Origin of the sequence: Brevibacillus panacihumi (assembly GCF_003710985.1) — a bacterium.
Lineage (GTDB): Bacteria > Bacillota > Bacilli > Brevibacillales > Brevibacillaceae > Brevibacillus > Brevibacillus panacihumi.
The window spans coordinates 134,774-152,583 of sequence record NZ_RHHT01000002.1 but is presented as its reverse complement, the minus strand read 5'-3'; the positions used below and the strand labels follow the sequence as shown (position 1 = coordinate 152,583).

At 48.5% G+C, this 17,810-nt stretch carries 20 protein-coding genes and 1 pseudogene; 10 read left to right on the top strand and 11 right to left on the bottom strand.

Going from position 1 to position 17,810, the window contains the following annotated elements; genetic code table 11:
* Nucleotides 1-180: 180 nt before the first annotated feature.
* The 3 genes from cysK to EDM58_RS00785 form a co-directional block, all read right to left on the bottom strand.
* Nucleotides 181-1,095, bottom strand: coding sequence for a cysteine synthase A (gene cysK / locus EDM58_RS00795; protein ID WP_122911632.1), 915 nt, complete (start codon nt 1,093-1,095; stop codon nt 181-183).
* Nucleotides 1,096-1,219: 124 nt separating this feature from the next.
* Nucleotides 1,220-2,248: a coiled-coil domain-containing protein gene (locus tag EDM58_RS00790; protein WP_122911631.1), complete on the bottom strand. Its 1,029-nt coding sequence runs from the start codon at nt 2,246-2,248 to the stop codon at nt 1,220-1,222.
* A 16-nt stretch (nt 2,249-2,264) separates the two neighbouring features.
* Nucleotides 2,265-2,789 (bottom strand): GNAT family N-acetyltransferase, encoded by a 525-nt coding sequence (locus tag EDM58_RS00785; protein ID WP_122911630.1) that lies wholly within the window; start codon nt 2,787-2,789, stop codon nt 2,265-2,267.
* 146 nt (nt 2,790-2,935) lie between these two features.
* Between EDM58_RS00785 and EDM58_RS25570 the strand changes: the two genes are divergently transcribed.
* The gene (locus EDM58_RS25570; protein ID WP_183187371.1) at nt 2,936-3,097 is read left to right on the top strand and encodes a hypothetical protein; all 162 of its coding nucleotides are present in this window, start codon (nt 2,936-2,938) and stop codon (nt 3,095-3,097) included.
* A gap of 81 nt (nt 3,098-3,178) precedes the next feature.
* A complete protein-coding gene (locus tag EDM58_RS00780) occupies nt 3,179-3,988 on the top strand; it encodes a DUF2935 domain-containing protein (RefSeq protein ID WP_122911629.1) in 810 nt (269 codons plus the stop codon).
* An 81-nt stretch (nt 3,989-4,069) separates the two neighbouring features.
* Here EDM58_RS00780 and EDM58_RS00775 read toward each other — a convergent pair whose 3' ends face one another.
* On the bottom strand, nt 4,070-4,531 hold the full coding sequence (locus EDM58_RS00775) for a nucleoside deaminase (protein WP_122911628.1): 462 nt from the start codon (nt 4,529-4,531) through the stop codon (nt 4,070-4,072).
* Between the two features lie 123 nt (nt 4,532-4,654).
* Here EDM58_RS00775 and EDM58_RS25980 point away from each other — a divergent pair.
* From EDM58_RS25980 to EDM58_RS00765, 3 genes and pseudogenes are all read left to right on the top strand, one after another.
* Nucleotides 4,655-5,137 (top strand): annotated as a pseudogene (locus EDM58_RS25980) (GNAT family N-acetyltransferase); the annotation flags it as partial.
* Nucleotides 5,111-5,701: an MOSC domain-containing protein gene (locus EDM58_RS25975; RefSeq protein WP_246000497.1), complete on the top strand. Its 591-nt coding sequence runs from the start codon at nt 5,111-5,113 to the stop codon at nt 5,699-5,701. The pseudogene EDM58_RS25980 and the gene EDM58_RS25975, both read left to right, overlap by 27 nt.
* 334 nt (nt 5,702-6,035) lie before the next feature.
* Entirely contained in the window at nt 6,036-6,395 is a 360-nt protein-coding gene (locus tag EDM58_RS00765; RefSeq protein WP_122911626.1) for a potassium channel family protein, read from the top strand.
* A gap of 65 nt (nt 6,396-6,460) precedes the next feature.
* On the opposite strand, the gene EDM58_RS00760 is transcribed toward EDM58_RS00765, so the two are convergent.
* The 3 genes from EDM58_RS00760 to EDM58_RS00750 all read right to left on the bottom strand — a co-directional run bounded on the left by EDM58_RS00760 (nt 6,461) and on the right by EDM58_RS00750 (nt 10,132).
* The gene (locus tag EDM58_RS00760) at nt 6,461-7,705 is read right to left on the bottom strand and encodes a branched-chain amino acid ABC transporter substrate-binding protein (RefSeq protein WP_122911625.1); all 1,245 of its coding nucleotides are present in this window, start codon (nt 7,703-7,705) and stop codon (nt 6,461-6,463) included.
* 372 nt (nt 7,706-8,077) lie between these two features.
* Nucleotides 8,078-8,920, bottom strand: a complete 843-nt coding sequence (locus EDM58_RS00755; RefSeq protein ID WP_122911624.1) for an aldo/keto reductase — start codon at nt 8,918-8,920, stop codon at nt 8,078-8,080.
* A 21-nt stretch (nt 8,921-8,941) separates the two neighbouring features.
* The gene (locus EDM58_RS00750; RefSeq protein WP_122911623.1) at nt 8,942-10,132 is read right to left on the bottom strand and encodes an MFS transporter; all 1,191 of its coding nucleotides are present in this window, start codon (nt 10,130-10,132) and stop codon (nt 8,942-8,944) included.
* A gap of 164 nt (nt 10,133-10,296) precedes the next feature.
* Between EDM58_RS00750 and EDM58_RS00745 the strand changes: the two genes are divergently transcribed.
* The 3 genes from EDM58_RS00745 to EDM58_RS00735 all read left to right on the top strand — a co-directional run bounded on the left by EDM58_RS00745 (nt 10,297) and on the right by EDM58_RS00735 (nt 12,749).
* Entirely contained in the window at nt 10,297-10,683 is a 387-nt protein-coding gene (locus EDM58_RS00745; protein WP_122911622.1) for a winged helix-turn-helix transcriptional regulator, read from the top strand.
* Between the two features lie 63 nt (nt 10,684-10,746).
* A complete protein-coding gene (locus EDM58_RS00740; protein WP_122911621.1) occupies nt 10,747-11,784 on the top strand; it encodes an AraC family transcriptional regulator in 1,038 nt (345 codons plus the stop codon).
* Between the two features lie 173 nt (nt 11,785-11,957).
* Nucleotides 11,958-12,749: an SDR family NAD(P)-dependent oxidoreductase gene (locus tag EDM58_RS00735; RefSeq protein WP_122911620.1), complete on the top strand. Its 792-nt coding sequence runs from the start codon at nt 11,958-11,960 to the stop codon at nt 12,747-12,749.
* Between the two features lie 145 nt (nt 12,750-12,894).
* On the opposite strand, the gene EDM58_RS00730 is transcribed toward EDM58_RS00735, so the two are convergent.
* The 3 genes from EDM58_RS00730 to EDM58_RS00720 form a co-directional block, all read right to left on the bottom strand.
* Nucleotides 12,895-13,620: an SDR family NAD(P)-dependent oxidoreductase gene (locus EDM58_RS00730; protein ID WP_122911619.1), complete on the bottom strand. Its 726-nt coding sequence runs from the start codon at nt 13,618-13,620 to the stop codon at nt 12,895-12,897.
* Nucleotides 13,621-13,747: 127 nt separating this feature from the next.
* A complete protein-coding gene (locus tag EDM58_RS00725) occupies nt 13,748-13,969 on the bottom strand; it encodes a helix-turn-helix domain-containing protein (protein ID WP_003387736.1) in 222 nt (73 codons plus the stop codon).
* A gap of 188 nt (nt 13,970-14,157) precedes the next feature.
* Nucleotides 14,158-14,361 (bottom strand): helix-turn-helix domain-containing protein, encoded by a 204-nt coding sequence (locus EDM58_RS00720; protein ID WP_122911618.1) that lies wholly within the window; start codon nt 14,359-14,361, stop codon nt 14,158-14,160.
* Between the two features lie 673 nt (nt 14,362-15,034).
* On the opposite strand from EDM58_RS00720, the gene EDM58_RS25565 reads away from it, so the two are divergent.
* Entirely contained in the window at nt 15,035-15,181 is a 147-nt protein-coding gene (locus tag EDM58_RS25565) for a hypothetical protein (protein WP_183187370.1), read from the top strand.
* A gap of 97 nt (nt 15,182-15,278) precedes the next feature.
* Here EDM58_RS25565 and EDM58_RS00705 read toward each other — a convergent pair whose 3' ends face one another.
* The gene (locus tag EDM58_RS00705) at nt 15,279-16,445 is read right to left on the bottom strand and encodes a site-specific integrase (protein WP_122911961.1); all 1,167 of its coding nucleotides are present in this window, start codon (nt 16,443-16,445) and stop codon (nt 15,279-15,281) included.
* 376 nt (nt 16,446-16,821) lie between these two features.
* Here EDM58_RS00705 and EDM58_RS00695 point away from each other — a divergent pair, with 376 nt between their 5' ends.
* Entirely contained in the window at nt 16,822-17,613 is a 792-nt protein-coding gene (locus EDM58_RS00695) for a DUF2935 domain-containing protein (protein WP_122911615.1), read from the top strand.
* The last annotated feature ends 197 nt before the right edge of the window (nt 17,614-17,810 follow it).

Genomic DNA, 17,810 nt, shown 5'->3' with positions numbered 1-17,810 from the left:
CCTTTCCCTCCTCGCTGCCAAGCACCTATTCGGGCTGATTCCAGCTTCTATTCATTGCTATAACCTATTGCTGACAACCCTTGCTTAGACCAAAACTATCAGCTCTATTACGAGGAGGCGGCTTTCAACAACAAAAAAAGCCTGTCCGAGGACAGGCTTGCTTGATTGTAATTTGATAGGTCAAAATAGTCCCATGCTGAGATAGCGTTCTCCCGTATCGGGAGCGATGCAGACGACGCGTTTGCCCGCACCCAGGCGCTTGGCAACCTGAATGGCAGCGAACACCGAAGCACCCGAGGATGGCCCGACGAGGATGCCTTCCATCGACGCCAGGTTTCGCATCGTTTGCAGCGCGTCCTCGTCCGCGATCTGCACAATCTCGTCGTAGATGCTCGTGTTGAGAATTGACGGCACAAAGCCGGGACTCGTTCCAACAAGCTTGTGCGGACCGGGCTTTCCGCCGGACAAGACTGGTGAGCCTTTTGGTTCCACAACCGTGATCTGCAGATCTGGAAGCTGCTCGCGCAAGGTCTCGCCCGTGCCCGTAATCGTGCCCCCGGTCCCTGCCGTGGCGACAAAAGCATCCAGCTTGCCTTCCATCTGCTCGAAAATCTCCTTCGCTGTCGTGATGCGATGAATATCCGGGTTGGCTGGATTCTCGAACTGCTGAGGAATAAAGCTGTTCGGAATCTCCTTTTGCAGCTCTACTGCTTTGGCGATCGCACCGGGCATCCGCAATTCGCTCGGCGTCAGCACAACCTGCGCCCCATACGCTTTCAACAGATTGATGCGCTCTTTTGACATATTGTCGGGCATGACGAGGATCGCCCTGTATCCCTTGGCTGCGGCGTTCATCGCCAGACCGATCCCTGTGTTTCCGCTGGTCGGCTCAATAATGGTGTCTCCAGGCTTGATCAGGCCTGCCTCTTCCGCTGTATGGATCAGATTGAACGCGGCCCGATCCTTGACGCTGCCGGAGGGATTAAACTTCTCCAGCTTCACGAATACCTCGGCTGCCTCTCTGGGAACCAGCCGCCGCAGTCGAACGATGGGGGTCCTGCCAATCAGTTCGGTTATATTTTGATACACACTCATCGTATGGTTCCTCCTCAGTCAGTAAAGACGGGCATAATACTTAGTATTTCTATAAGAATAATATAAATGCAAATAAATGAAAACCTCCATGTTTCATCTGAAAAATGGAGGTTGGTGGATTTCCCTAAAACTGGTATTTCGCTTTCGCCTGTTGGAGCATCGCTGCGGCATTTCCATACAGTGCTTCGATATCCTGCTTCGTTTTTGCCACTGTCTGTTCTCCTGCAGCCAACCGCTCCTTCGCCTGAGCGATTGACGCGGCAACTGTCTCTTTTACCTTCTTGTACTCTTCCTCCTGACTCTTGGCATCCGGCAATTGGCTGATTACCTGCTCCCAGATTTTGTCCAGTTCCGCCACATCCGCTTCCAGAATTTCCGTCAGGTTGACCATCCCGGTCTTTTTGCGGTCGATGTTTTCCTGAATCGTACCTGCCCCGTCCCGAATCACCTTCATGCTGTCCACGGTTGCTTGCATGACCTCGAATTCCATGCGATTCATGCTCGTCTGCTCGGCGTACATCCGTACCTCCTCCAGCAGGCTCTGCATGTGCGCGAGCTGGTTTTCGGCAACACTGGTCTCATCGGAAAACTGTGTCGCATCGAGATATTCGCTATTTTCCTGCAAATCCGCCTTGAGCCGTTTGAACTTGTCCCCCGCCTCCGCGATTCTGACGCGCTCTTCCTCAATGGCCTGTTCTTTTTTCTTTTGCTCGGCTTGCTGCTGGACCCGCTCCTCCAGGGCTTTTCGCTTGGACTCGAGGGCTGCCAGGTCGCTCGCTTGCCATTTCGAATCGGCCGCAAGCCCTTCCGTCACAGGATCGTGCAGGATCAGCTCTTCTTTCGTAACCGAAGCGTTCCACGTCTTTTCACCCTCTTGCCGCAGGGTGAGCTGATGCTCGTCCACGGTCGCCTTGTACGATTCCTCCCTGGTTTTCAAGACAGGAATGCCCTTCTCTGTTACGACTCGCCATTCCGTAATCTCTACGCCGATCTCCTCTGCCTGCGTCACTTTGGCATACAGCAGCAGGTTCTCTTCCTCATAGAGGTATCCCTCCGCCAGATCAGTGGCGCCAAATAGACGGAACCCGGCGAAGGCCAGTCCCGCCACGACAACCAGTACGATCAGAAGGATCACTAGATTTCTCTTTTTCATCTGAAGCCCCCATCTCCTACAACGCGATCCAATATCGCTTGACGATGTTCCCGTCTTCCTCTACAAAACTTTCATCTGCCATGCCGCCATTTTTCAAAATCGTCCGCTCGGATGCCAGATTGGTCGCATCACAAACCACCAGCGCTTTTTCGATCCCCAGTTCTTTTGCTTTTTGCAGGGATAAAGCCAGTATTTGTGTGGCGTAGCCCTTGCGTCTTTCCGATGGACGGACTCCATAGCCGATATGTCCGCCAGTCTGCAGCAAGGGCACCGTAAGCTGATGCCTGATGTTGACGGCCCCCACGATTTTCTTATCCTCTGTAATCAACCAGTATGTAGATGCAGGAACCCATCCCTCGGGCAAATGTTCTCCTGACTCCTCCGCGTGCAGTTCTTGCACCATCGCTGAAAAATCTGTTGGATCTTTGCTGATCACCCATGGCACCATCTGCTCGCCGCTTTGTTTCCATTCCTGATAGAAGGCAAGGTATTCATCCTTCAGGTCTACTGTCGGCTTGATTAACGAGACAATCTCTCCCATTTTCCCCCTCCTCGATTACACGCTGTTTCTCTCTATCCTTGCGCATTCCATTATACGAAAAATACCGTTCTTTTCCATAAGTCGCATTGCCTGTTCACGTTCAGGAAAAGATATGGTAATATTCGGAAAAAGGGAGGCGTTCCTACATGGAGCTTATGACAAGTGTTATGCTTGCGATCTTTCTGCTGATCTGGGCAGGAGCGGATGTCCTTTTTGCCTCCGGAAGCAGGTTCAAATCGCGCCTGCTGCTTTTTCTCACGCTGCTGATCATCAGCGGATCGATTTATTGGATTCTCACTTTGTTCTAGCTCTCTGCATTCCTCGCATCGTCCATTCACCGATATGGGCTGCCGCACATAGACTGGGGACGTATGCAAGGAGGGAATCCGATGAAAATCAGCACAAAAGATCAGCAGTTGTTTGAACATCGTTTTTGGCTGCAAATCCTGGGGGATCATTCCCGGTTTATTTTTCAGTCGTTAGCTCCTGATGAATGCGCAGAGATTGAACAAGCGAATCATTTTATCCACTCGTTCGATACGCTGCTCGATTATGCGCGGCAAGATCTGCATGAAGAAGAAGTCGCTTCACTCACGCAACAGGCAAGCGATCTGACAGAGCGCTTGCGGGAGTTTAAGCTTCATCTGCTGCAGCGGCAATTGGTCGGGAAAATCTCCTTTTCCCTGCCGCCCACCTTCGTGAACCACATGGTGAATGAGCTGGAGGAATACCAGCGAATCTTGCACGCCTTCCTGACTGGCCACCCGGTCCCATATGAACACCCCGTCCACTACCATCTGCTTTGGCTCTCGGATGCAGCCGGGCACGCCGCCTCGATTACATCCTTGCTGGATATGGTAGAAAAAGATGTGCAGCAGAAAAGCGAGCATTTCACCAAGAAGTTTGAGGACTTCTATCAAAAAGCAGTCGAGCTGGCGGGATACCTGCGAACCAATCTGCAAGATTTCCCGGCTTTGCATCGCTTCAATCATCAGGCTGAAATGGAGATCAAACTGTTTCAAATATTTTTGCACGAGCTGCAAGAAATGCGCATGCACAATGCGGTCTTGGGAGTCTTGTCTCCGCTCATGGCCGATCATATGTCCCGTGAGGAGTGCTACTACCTGATGAAGCTCTCCGAAGTGTCCGATGTGAAGGCACCTGATTGTTACCCGACCAAACCCCGGATTGAATCTTGAAAAAAGGTGGGGCGTTGGCCCGTTGCCGTAAAGCCGAATGCCCCTCCTCCAAGCGTCACAGGACCATTTTCTCCCGCTTTTTTACGATTTCGTCGTGCGTTCTTTCCACAGCGTCATCGGATTTGTGTCTTCTTCTCCGAGAGGCATGTGCTTTATTGCTAGAGAGCGCGCTGACCGCTCTTTCTTCAGGTCCTCGTAGATTGCCTTGGACTTGCCGAGGCCCACTTCCCCTGCATCCTCGACCGACAAGCAGTAATACACATCATCAATCCCCACAAAATGCATGGCAGCAAAACACATCGGGCATGGTTCGCCGCTCGCGTACATCGTAAAGCCGGACAAGCTGTTGGTCTGCAGCTGTTCCTGGGCCCGCCGAATCGCCAAAAGCTCTGCATGACCGCTGACATCATGCTTTTGATGGAGTTCGTTCACACCCTCCGCTACGATGGTATTGTCTTTGACAAGTACGGCGCCAAACGGCTGTCCGCCATTGTGTACATTTTCGATTGCCAGCTCTACCGCTCGCTTCATGAACTTGTCCATAAAGAAACCCTCCTACTATCTCCATTCTGTTTTTCTAAGGTCTATCATACTATACTTGGAAGAAGAAAGTCCCCGTTTCAACAGCTCTACAAGAAACCCTATCAAAGACAAGAGGTGTTCACGATGGAGGAGCTTGCCAACGACGTTCGGCTGCGAGATATAACAGAACAGGACCTTGCATTGTTTTTTGAGCAGCAGCTTGACCCGACCGCCAACCAAATGGCTGCTTTTACAGCCAAGGACCCGAAAGATCGCGAAGCCTATTTTAACAGCTGGACCAAACGGTTAGTCGATACGAGCATCCACAAGCAGACCATTCTTTTTCAAGGGTCGGTAGCAGGACACCTATCGAGCTTTGAATTCCTTGGGCTGCCCACCGTCGGCTCTTGGCTTGGGAAAGAGTTCTGGGGAAAAGGAATCGCCACCCGTGCACTCTCCCTCTTTGTAAAACAACTGCCGACTCGCCCACTCTACGCCCGAGTGGCAAAAGACAATATAGGCTCGATCCGCGTCCTGCAAAAATGCGGATTCCAAATTGTGGGCGAAGACAAGGGCTTTTCCCATTTCCGCGATGAGGAAGTGGAAGAATATATCCTGGTCTTGAAGGAGAACCCAACGATTCCTTCACCATCAGGTTTCGTAACAGCAGTCAGCCGAAGCGCCGCCCATTCCTTCAGCAAGCAAAACCAGCCCTCTATCCAATTGCTTGCTGGTCTGGGGGTAGAAGGAGATGCGCATCTTGGGGAGACTGTGAAGCATCGTTCCCGTGTAGCACAGAATCCAAACCAGCCGAACCTGCGGCAAGTCCATCTCATTCATGCCGAGCTGCATGAGGAATTGCAAAGCGCGGGCTTTGACGTCTCAAGCGGACAAATGGGCGAGAACATCACCACCCGTGGCATCCCTCTGCTGGAGTTGCCGACTGGCACACGGCTTTACCTAGGAGATTCAGCCGTCGTCGAACTGACTGGCTTGCGCAATCCCTGCCAACAACTAAACCACTTCCAGCCAGGCCTGATGGACGCTGTCCTGGATCGCGACCCGGACGGCAACCTCATCCGCAAAGCCGGCGTCATGGGAATCGTGACAGCATCTGGTGAGGTAAAGCCCGGTGATCCAATCCGGGTCGAATACCCGCCCCTCCCACACCACCCCCTAGAGCGAGTTTGAATGCATCCGAGCATGTAACGAGACAGGATGAATCCACGTAATACTCATTGAAAGAATGACTATTACGGAAAGGATCTGGATTTTCATCATGTCTTTAACGTTTATTTTGGGATTAGGTGTCGTTGTCGCACTGGTAGCCATCACTGCGGTCGCGTTGATTCTGTATACAGGTAGATAATCAGAGGGCATCGCCCTTCTTACCGAAAAGACGATTGCATCTGGCATTCGTCTTTTTGCTTTGATGAAATCCCTGCCAATCGACCATACTATTTCCAACTGCCAAGAGTCCTTCCCTGTATCCGGAACCATTCAAGCGATTGGAGCGAATGCCGCGATGATATCATTCTTGCTAACAGCCAGGCGATTGGTCCAGGGGCTTTTACAGGCTTGTAAAGACAAGAACTTCCAGGTAATCTTCATCATTACGCTTCTTTTACTGCTCTCAGGCACGATATTCTATTCATCTGAAGAAGGGCTCTCCATTCTTGATGCACTCTATTTTAGTGTTACGACGCTTACCACCGTCGGTCACTCCGGTTTTGTTCCCCAGACTGCAATGGGGAAGGTTTTCACTATTTTCTATATCTTCGCAGGGACGGGGCTTACCTTCGGCGTGGTGACCCGCATCGCATACGGCATTTTCTCGGACAAATCATCCGACGATAAAAAAGAAAAAAGCGGTGGCAACCCGTAAGTCCCACCGCGAGTGACATTTTTTATTACAGGTATAGCTGGAAACGGAGAAATTTCCGGATCTCTTTATTCCGCCTTCCCTACAAATACAGATCGATCCTTGCCTTTTTCGTATTTGTAGATAAATACATCGGCAAACGTGTTATCGCCTTTTTCATCAAATGTAACCTTCGTGAATAGTCCCTGGAAGTCTTTTGTATTATGAACAGCCTCCAAAACCTGTTCACGGGTTGGCTTCTTGCCGCCATTCGCTTTGATTGCTTCCTCCACACCGTGCAAGAGGACATTCATTGCATCATAGCCGTATACGGAAAACGCTTCTAATGGTTTATTCGTGGCCTTTTTGTATTCCTCTCCCCACTTTTTCCCTTCTTCGGTCTGTGTCACGTCACCAGCTACAGAAGTAAAGATGATTCCGTCGACAGCATCACCAGCTATCTTGATCATATCCGAGTTGTCGAATCCATCTCCGCCCATAAAGTAGCCTTTATATCCTTTGTCCCGAGCTTGCTTAATGATAATGCCGCCTTCAGGGTACATACCGCCGAAGAAAATCAAGTCTGGACTTTTAGAGATGATCTGAGTGATGACAGCGGAATAATCCTTTTCACCAGCAGTTATCCCTTCATATCCCAAAACCGTTACTCCGTCTTTTTCAAACTGCATTTTCACCTGATCGGCCAGACCTTGACCGTATGCTGTTTTATCATGCATGACAAAAACTTGTTTGACATTTAGCGAATTTTTCGCATACATCGCTGCTTTAGGGCCTTGCGAGTCATCACGCGCGCATATGCGGTGGACTGTCTTCTTGCCTTCTTCTGTCAGTTTTACGCCCGTATTTGCCGGCGATACCATGACAAGATTGCCCTCTTCATATTTTACGGAAGACGGGATGGCCACTCCTGTATTCAAGTGACCGACTACACCCAGCACATCAGGATTGGAGATAAGCATCTCCGCGTTGGAGACCCCGATTTTCGGATCTGCCTGGTCATCCTGGGGTAATAATTGTAGATCGAAGCCCATTTTTTTAAATTCTTCCTGTTTCAGTTTCAGCGCATACTCGGCACCACTTTTAATAGAATCCCCTTGCGCCGACTGGCTGCCGGAAAGAGGGCTTTGTGTTGCAATGAGTATTTTGCCTCCTTCCCCAGCACCACCGCTTCCTCCGCTCGTGGAGCCTTGCGTACCGGAGGTTGCCCCACCGCTTGCATTGCCTCCCGTACTGTTCGAGCCGGCGCATCCTGCCAGTGCGATGCTTGCTACCAACACTGATAACAGAAAGCTGCGTTGAACCCGTCTTTTCATCTGAATAAATCCCCCTTTTACTAATATTTTCTACAGCCGCGCTTCCAATCTGTCGTTATGTTTTTTTGAAGTATATGAAGGGCTGATAGTTATTATTTTATGGCAAATCAGATAATTTACAATAATCAATTTATTAAACGCACGCAAAATTCTAGTAATTCTTTCCATTCTTATAGAATGCGACTATGCAATCATACTCGGAAAGATTGCATCAATTTGCTGGTTCTCTGAAAAGGAAGGGCATCATTACGACTATGTAGATTCACGTTCTTTTTTGGAAAATGGCCAAGAATATCGGCATGAGATAAGGGACCATGATGACGCCAATGTTGGCGTCTCTCATGGTCCCTCCGATGGACTTGCCTTCTTTCATCAAAAATCGAAGTTGTCAGGGTCTGGGCCTACTCGCAGATTTTCGTTCATGGCATCCATGCGCTGCATGTCTTCTGCTGTCAGTTCAAAGTCAAAGATATCAGCATTCTCCTTGATCCGCTGCTCTTTGGTTGACTTCGGAATAGTCACAACACCATGCTGCAAGTCCCAGCGCAGAATCACTTGGGCGATCGATTTATGATGACGATCGGCGATTTCTTTCAATACCGGGTGATCCAATAATTGTCCCTGCATCAGTGGGGACCACGCCTCTACTTGAATCCCCTGCTCCTTGCAAAAAGCACGAAGCTCTGTTTGAGTGAGGCGCGGATGAAATTCAACCTGATTGATCATGGGCTTGATTTCAGCGTCCTGCATCAGGTCTTGCAGATGATGGATCTGGAAGTTGCTCACACCGATTGCTTTGATTCGCCCTTCCTTGTAAAGCTGCTCCATTGCGCGCCAAGCTTCCTTGTATTTACCGGCAACAGGCCAGTGAATCAGGTATAGATCCAGATACTCCAAGCCTAGCTTTTTCAGACTGAGCTCGAATGCTTTGCGTGTCGATTCGTACCCCAAATCGGAGTTCCATACTTTCGAGGTGACGAACAGCTCCTCTCTGTTGATTCCCGCTTCTTTCAGTCCTTGCCGGATTCCCTGGCCCACACCCTCTTCGTTGCCGTAAATCGCGGCCGTGTCTATGCTTCTATAGCCATGTCTGATGGCTGTCTGGACAGCGTTGACCAGCTCAGGTCCTTCTTCCACCTTAAATACGCCTAGGCCGAACCAGGGCATTTTCACCCCGTTGCTTAATGTGGTTGTAGCTTGCAAATGAGTTGTCATGATATTTTTGCCTCCTGGTTTTTACGTGTTTGTGATGGATCTTCTACGCTCCAGCCTCTGACTCCACCCTGTCAGTATAACCGCTCCTGTCACCATGAATCCTCCAATCCATGTCGTATGGATCAGCCCGATGGAATCCGTAACGACTCCACCCAAATAGGCACCGATGGCAATCCCAGCGTTAAAGGCTGCGATGTTGATCGCAGATGCCACATCCTTCGCGCTTGGTACATAACGTTCAGCCAGGATCACGACATACACCTGCAAACCCGGCACATTCATGAATGCCATAAGCCCCATGAACAGAATCGTGATCAGGCCAGCCAGTGAAAATGGTGCCGTAAAAAATAGGACAAATAGGACAAGAGCTTGAATGATAAACATGCGAAATAATGCAGACAGCGGATTTTTATTCGCGACCTTCCCTCCCAGCACATTGCCGATCGCAATCGCGATACCGTACCCAAGCAGGATGACGGCGATCTGTCCACCGGTATAACCGGTAATACTTTCAAGGATTGGGGACAAATAAGTAAAGACGACAAACGTTCCGCCATATCCCAAAGCCGTAATCAAAAACATCAAAAGCAGACGGCCGTTCGTAACCAGCTTCATTTGATCCCGAAGTGTGGTGCGTACTCCTTTTTGCAAATTAGCTGGAATGAGGATGCTGTTGGCAACAAAGGCGATAAGACCGATGACCGCGATTGCTATGAAAGCAAACCGCCAGCCTACCTGCTGCCCCAAATACGTTCCGAGTGGCACCCCTGTAACCGTGGCTACTGTAAGGCCAGTAAACATCATGGAAATGGCGCTTGCCCGGCGATTTTCCGGCACCAGATCCGCTGCAATGGTCGACCCGATCGACATGAATATCCCGTGCGAGAGGGCTGACACGATCCGTCCTACGAGCAAGACTCCGATGCTCGTCGCGGCAGCTGCGATACTATTGCCCACGATGAAAATGATCATGATCCACAGCAGCAGCCGTTTGCGCGGTACCCCTGAAGTAACAGCCGTGAGGACAGGCGCGCCAAACGTAACACCCAACGCATATAACGTAACGGTCAGAGCTGCAGTCGTGACCGGAATCTGCAAGTCTTGCGCGATCAGCGGGAGCAGACCCACGCTGATAAATTCTGTCGTCCCAATAGCGAAAGCACTAACTGCCAATGCGAGCAAGGCCAATGTGCTGCGATTTTTCTCTTTCACGCGGTATCTCCTTCCTTTGATCAATAAAATTTTGTTGATTACCAGCTGGCATATGCTATTATGGATGCTATAAGCGACAATGAAAAGTACGTACTTTCAAGTGCCATAGATACCAAAAAGTAATATAGGCACTTTTTAGTTCCTATAGAAAGCGAGGGAGAACCATGCAAAAAAAGAAGTACAATATTTCCGTAGAGGCTACCTTGGAAGTGATCGGCGGAAAGTGGAAGTGCGTCATTCTCTGCCATCTCACGCACGGGGAAAAGCGAACAAGTGAACTAAAGCGCCTCATGCCAGGAATTACGCAAAAGATGCTGACCCAGCAGCTTCGTGAATTAGAGGAAGACGGCATTATCAACCGGATTGTGTATGAGCAGGTTCCTCCGAAAGTGGTCTACGAACTGAGCGAGTACGGCTGGAGTCTGAAAGGGATCTTGGATACTCTGTGCGCGTGGGGAGAAAAGCATATCATCCGCGTCTACGGCGATACCGAAGGCATGCTGGAAGACAGTATTTTAAATAAGAAAACGACTGAAACTGTCAAATCATAAACGGATTGCAACGAAAAAGGAGCGTAGGAACGATAGGTAAGCGGCGAAAGGAGAGTCATACGTATGAAAGCAGACCGCATAAAATTCCCGGCGGGATTTTGGGCGGGATTACAACGATTAGGGATTGCACCATCCGACGTAGCTCGCAAAGCGCGCCTACCGCTCACCATTCTTGCAGAATCAGCTGTAGTGACCACCGCCCAATATTTTAAAATCTGGCAAGCATACTCTGATCTCGTTGGTGACACTGCCATCGGAATCATCAAGCTTGCAACCGCCTTTGAGACGACACAATACCCACCGACCGTATTAGCGACCTACCATGCCCGTGATTATCGCGACGCTCTTCATCGATTGGCCAGGTACAAACGACTGTGCCCTCCGGAAAGCTTGCGCATTACAGAGAAGGGCGAGCGCTGTACGATCGAATTGGAGTGGATGGGCAGCGAGCAGCCCGTACCACCCATTCTGGTTGGGACCACACTAGCCTTTCTTCTAGAGCTTGGACGACGCGGCACGGGAAAGCCTTTAACGGCACTGTCCGTGGAATATTCCCAATCGATGGGGGACGTAGCTGCCCTTGAAACTTACTTCGGGTGTCCGATACGGATTGGTGCCAACGCTAACCGATTAACCCTGCATCGAAGCGATCTGGACCGCCCGTTTCTTTCGTATAACCAAGAATTGCTGGAGATCTTGACTCCCGTATTGGACCGATCAGTGGATGAACAGGGCAGCCGGTCAATCGCTGAGATGGTCACGTGGATATTGAAGCGAAGTCTAACCGGAGGCAGCCTTGATATTCGAGCTGTGGCGAGAGAGCTTGGCATGAGCGATCGTACCTTGCAGCGTCGACTGACTGATGAATGCACCACGTTCAAAAAACTGTTAACACAGGCTCGACATGAAAAAGCGAGAGAATACTTGGCCGACCCCGCGCTCGATATCAAAGAAGTGGCTTTCTTGCTTGGATATGAAGATCAAAACTCGTTTTACCGCGCCTTTCGCATGTGGGAAGGCGATACACCTTCCAATTGGCGTTCCAACCATTTAGGGTCAATCTCGCGTGATAGCTTCCCTAATCTGCCCCACTTTCAGTAGGGCTAGCAATTTTCGCGTTTTACGATTTGGCGGGTTAAGCAAGAATTTTGGCGCTGTACACTAGTTACCGAACGATCCAGACAAAGTACGATTATCTCTATCCGGAGCGCAAGGATGCTCCAAGATCAACGCTAGTCAGCTTGCGATGAATGACAACAAAGGAGACAAGTGTTATGGATATGGGATTAAGGAATAAAACGGCTTTCGTAACTGGATCGACGAAAGGCATAGGGAAAGCAATTGCCATTGAGCTTGCGCGAGAAGGCGTCAACGTCCTTGTCAATGGACGGAATACTGAAGAGGTAGAACGAATCGTAAATGAATTGAAATCGGAATTCCCGTCTACTTCTCCTCAGAATGCTGCAGCCGATCTTGTGGACAAGCAGCAAAGAGAAGCTTTATTTGAGAGATATCCCGATGTGGATATTCTCGTCAACAATATGGGTATTTATGAAATCATGTCCTATGAAGACGTTGACGATGAAGTATGGGAAACATACTTCCGAACCAATGTCCTTGCCGCAAACGCATTATCCAAATTTTACTTACCTAAGATGTTGAAGAACCATTTTGGACGAATTATCTTTATCGCAAGTGAGGAAGCGGTTATGCCTTCAGGGCAAATGCCTCAGTATTGCATGACGAAATCCATGCTATTATCACTGTCAAAAAGCCTGTCGAAACTAACGATAGGAACAGAAGTCACATCCAATACCATCATGCCAGGGCCTACGCTTTCCGAAAACGTATATCAAATCATTAATGGTTTGTTTCCAGATGATATGTCCTTTTCGGAAAAAGAGAGTCAATTCATGGCTGCAAACCTGCCCCAGTCCGAATTACAGCGATTTATCAGGCCTTCTGAAATAGGCAGGCTTGTTGCATTCATATCCAGCCCTTATGCGACCGCATTTAAAGGCTCACCAATCCGTATGGACGGAGGCATGGTGCCGACCATTTTTTAAATTGAATCTGCTCCTTCTCCTAATGCCCACGACCACGGCAATTGTTTGGTCAAATCCAAAACACATGAAAAGGAAGGAACCCTGTCCCATGCAGAGTTCCTTCCTTTTTGAATACGACATTTTACCAATTTGTTGCGGAAATCTCTTATATCGAAAGACCACCATCGACAGGAATGACAGCACCATTGATATAGCTGGAATCATCGCTTGCCAGAAATACATATGTATTCGCAATATCCCTTGGTGTTCCCAGGCGTTGGAGAGCCACTTTCTCCTTCATCCCTTGAAGTACATTTTCCGGCATTTTCTCTGTCATAGGGGTCATGATAAAGCCTGGAGCAACAGCATTCACATTTATGCCCTTCCTGCCAAGCTCCTTTGCCCACGTTTGCGTCATGGCGATCACCGCTGCTTTCGATGCAGCGTAATTGGTTTGTCCAAAGTTCCCCATTCTTCCTACGATGCTGCTTGTATTGATGATTCGACCATAGCCTTCCTTAATCATATGAGGCACCACCGCTTGTGTACAATGAAAGACACCGGTTTGGTTAATGGAAATCACACGATCCCATTGCTCCTGTGTCATCTTCACAAGTGTCGAGTCCATCGTGATTCCTGCATTATTGATCAAGACATCAATTTTTCCATATCGGTTGATCACTTCACTGACCATCCCATCCACTTGATCTCGTTGGGATACGTCTACAGCCAGTCCAAGACCATTCACCTCTTTTGCTACCTCTTCCGCCGACTGCTGATGATAATCAACGACGACAACCTGCGCCCCTTCGCTTGCAAATAACAAACTCGCTTCTTTTCCTAAACCTCCTGCTCCTCCCGTTATGATGACAACTTTCCCATCGAGTTTCATGAAAGACACTCCTCATCTTTTTTTCGAATTCATCTTCATGAGTTGTAGTCAACACCAATTCGTCACATAAAACAAAAAACCCTCCCTTCCGACCAAGGGAAGAAAAGGGAGGCTGGGTGGACTGGGCTCAAATCTCTAATTCACCAAGTCGAACCAGTTCGACTACTGCTTGAGATCGACCTTTGACCCCTAATTTTTGCATGACATTGCTAATGTGATTGCGTACAGTCTTTTCACTGATGAAGAGTTGTCCGGCAATCTCTTTGGTTGTCTTATCCTGGACCAAGAGTTCAAACACTTCTCTTTCTCGATTCGTTAACAACGGCTTGGTTTGGTCGCTACCCTTCAATAGTGAAAACAATCCATCATCTGTCGTTATTAGCAATGCTGGATCGTGTCTGAACAGTCTCTCCTCTCAGGCCTTTTTGGTCATGCTTTCCTTCCCATCGTCATCACGGATGATGGGATGTTCTCGTGGATGATCGTGAGTTTCGCATCAAAATTACCATCAATCATAAAAAAACAAGCAGGATCGCCCTACTCCTGCTTTGGATCGGCATTGCCCTCAAGCCAATTGAAAAAAACCTTCTTTGATATTTTAATGACTCTTCCCACCCTGACCACATGAAACTGCCCCGAATTCACCAGCTCATATGCCTGAACGCGGCCAATGTTCAAGTACTTCTGGATATGCTGCACCTCCAGTACTTCAGGAAGATCGTCCTTGCTGAAAGCTCCCATCCTGCATCATCCCCCTCCATACTGTATGTTTACATGCAATTCGGTCTGTCTCATTCCCCCTAATTCTCTCTTAGGCTCTCTCGTGCTTCATATGCAGGACAAGAAAATAGTCCGGAGCTTTGACGGTCGGTCAAAAAATATCGACCGTCCTTTCTTAATTTGTTGCAGATTGCCTAGATTTGGTATATTTAGGCTATGACCGAAAAAGGGGTATTTTCATTGAAGCGAGATTTGTTGTTATTGCCGATTTATTTGGTCCCATTTGTTTACCTGAAACTACTGTGGGAATCTAGCGGTTATCCGTATGGGGACCTTATGTTACTCTCGCTGTTCGCAATCCTTGTCTTTTTACACAAATCCTTTCTCTTTTTACTCGTTGGCCATTTTCTTTCCTACATAAGCTCTGAAGGTTTCTTCTTTGTCTTTGGCCTTGAAGAGATTGGGTATTTTCAACCATTCAGAGTCTGGGAAATGACGAGTCTGACCCATAGCTTTGTATCTCCTGTCATTCTGATGCTGTATTTTGTTTTTCGCCTCAAGAAATTCTTTGACGTCAAGAACTACATGAAATAACCGAAAGGATGTGCTTTCTTTGTCTCGTCGTTTGACTGGATTCGGATTTTGTTTCTGTGCAACGCTATTATTTGCAGCCTATTACTTGGGGGCTGCGATCTTGAACTCGGGAAAAGGATACGATGACGTGATATTTGAATGGTTTATAAGAGATACGTTCGGTTGGATGCTCCCGGTCCTTGCTTGCATTTTTCTCGTGACTGGAATTGGCTACCTGGTCATGGCCGAAACACAGGGCGACAAGTAAGAAGCAAGCTTGCCTTGACGCCGTATCGTCTACGCCTCCTTGTGGACAGTGTAGCCATAAATAAAAACCGCCCGCAGGCGGCTCGATTGCTTGGACCTTATACTCGGTGGTCGGGATTCTTTGTATCATCGCATTGTACCTCTCTCTTTTTCTGAATCAGTCTATCAAGGCCGGCAGCTGCATCCTCCTGCATATTCGGCATCAAGTGTCCGTATGTGTCCATGGTAATCGAAACGGATGAATGACCGAGCCGCTCGGAGATTACCTTGATATGCACCCCTTGCTTGATCAGCAGGCTGGCATGTGTATGGCGAAGATCATGAAAGGTGATCTTCGGTGCTCCGGTCTTTTTCAGGAAACTGGTCCATACCTTTTGTATCGTTCTCTGTGTAACCGGCCCGCCGAACTTCGTGCACACGACCAGGTCATGGTTTTCGTAGGCAGAACCGAGCGCTGTCCGTTCCATCATGATCAGCCTTCGATGCTCCTGCAAAACCTCTATCGTTTCAGGTGACAAAGCGACCGACCGCATACTCTGTTTCGTTTTGGCACCCTGCTTGATCTCTCCATGACGATTCACCGTCTGCTGAATGGTGAGATTACGCTTTTCAAAATCAATATCCGACCACCGGAGCCCCAGGATCTCCCCTTGCCGCATGCCCGTCATGACAGCCAGGTAAACGGCAATCCAGTGCCGGCTGGTCTGCTTGGTCTGCTCAAGAAACACATTTACAAACGCAGGGTCCCAGACCACAAGCTTCCTTCGCCTGGATACCTGGGGCTTCTCCACTTTATTTGCTGCATTCTTTGCAATCAGCTCCTTAGTCTCAGCTGCGTGTAATGCTGCGTTGACAACGGAAAAGATTCGCTTCACTGTTCCGGCTGCCAGCCCCTTTTCGTGCAAGGAATTCAGAAACATTTCGATATCATGAGCCGAGAGCTTGGCAAGCGGAATATGGCCTAATGAGGGAATGATGTGCGTCCTCAGATAGGAGTGGTACAATTCCAGGGTCTGCTCTCCCAGATTACGCTTTGTTTTGAGCCAGTCCTGGAGATAGTCCCGGAAAAGGATCCTGCTCGGCTCTACGTATTGACCTTTCTGGCGAGCGGCCTGAGCCTCTACCATCGCCCTTTCCGCTTCCCTCTTCGTCTTGAAGCCTCGTTTGGTAATCCTCTGTCTCACACCGTTCCTGATCTCGCCCGTGTAAAACTGATACCACCATTTCTTCTCCCCCTTCGCCTTTTCATTCCTATAGACCGGCATCTGCATTCACCCCCTCCTATACATCCAATGACGATAGTGATCGAATTAGCATCAAAACCATGTTGCTCAACCATTCATTCGAATCGCTTCTCACCGAGAGCGATCAGAGTCGCCAATGGCTGATGTATCGTTATTGCTTTCAAGCCCGTCCCGCCTTGGCGCAAACGTATTGTTATGTATATTACGGACTACTTTAAAAAATTGGGCTTGTTTCGTTCGTCTTTTTTGGGCAACCGCCCATTCCATTGTATGGGCAAACGCATAGGTATAAATCAAGTTCTAATAACAGGAGATCGCATTTACTCTGGAGTCTTAAAACATAGGTCTGCCTGCTGATAAGACTCTTCCCCCCAAAATACTCATTTGGAGGTACCGTATGGCAGATGAATTTGTTCAAAGGTCTTTAGACGAAATTCGTTTTTGGTCGCGTATCATGAAGGAACACTCGCTTTTTCTGAAATTAGGTTTTACCTGTGAAGACACTCAATTAATCCAGGAAGCGGACCGTTTTTACAGCATTTTTGAAGATATTGAAAACCGGGCATTCGCCTATACTCCAGATGTAGATCCCCGAGTGATTTACGATTTTAACAATGTAGTTCACACTGCCGTTTGTCATATTTGGGCATTCAAGCGAAAAGTTCTTGGATTAATCATTCAGTGTAAAATTCTCGGTAGCAACTTCCCATTGTTGGTGGATCATGTAAGTCGGGAAGCCGCTTATTTCATGAATCGACTGAAGCAATTGAATACAGGAACCCTTGATCCATTGCCAGATGCCGTCATTAATGAAAATGTGTTCTTCCTGAAAATTATGGCTGACCATGCAAAGTTCATTAATCACTTGCTGGATCCGTCCGAGAGAAAGCTAGTTGAGCAAGCGAGAGATTTTAGCCACGACTTTGATCAACTCCTCTTTCAAGCTATCGATCTTGACTCCATGCGACCACAATCACAAACTCAGCCCCTCCTCGATCAATTTGTTGATCAAAATCGCGTATCAGTACGGCAACTACGTGATTTTAAGAAAACTGCACGTGATCTAATTGAAGCATGTCGGATTAAAAGTATTATCCCGCCATTACTTGCTGACCACGTCTTTCGAGAAGCCTCCCATTTCCTTGAAATACTCGATGCCTTCGATGCTGCCCTATCACATTCGAAATAGCATAAAAATATCCCCTCTCAAGGGGATTTTTTTATGCTCAGGTATTCATCGTACGAATGTCACCAGTTTGCGAGACCCTTCTTCCGGCTCGAACAAGCCTTCCAGTTCAAGTGGCGTTTCTGAACTTCTTCCAACCCAACTGTATACCCTTCGCCGTCGCGTTCATTGTGATCTTTTCATGCTTCCTCCACGTTAAG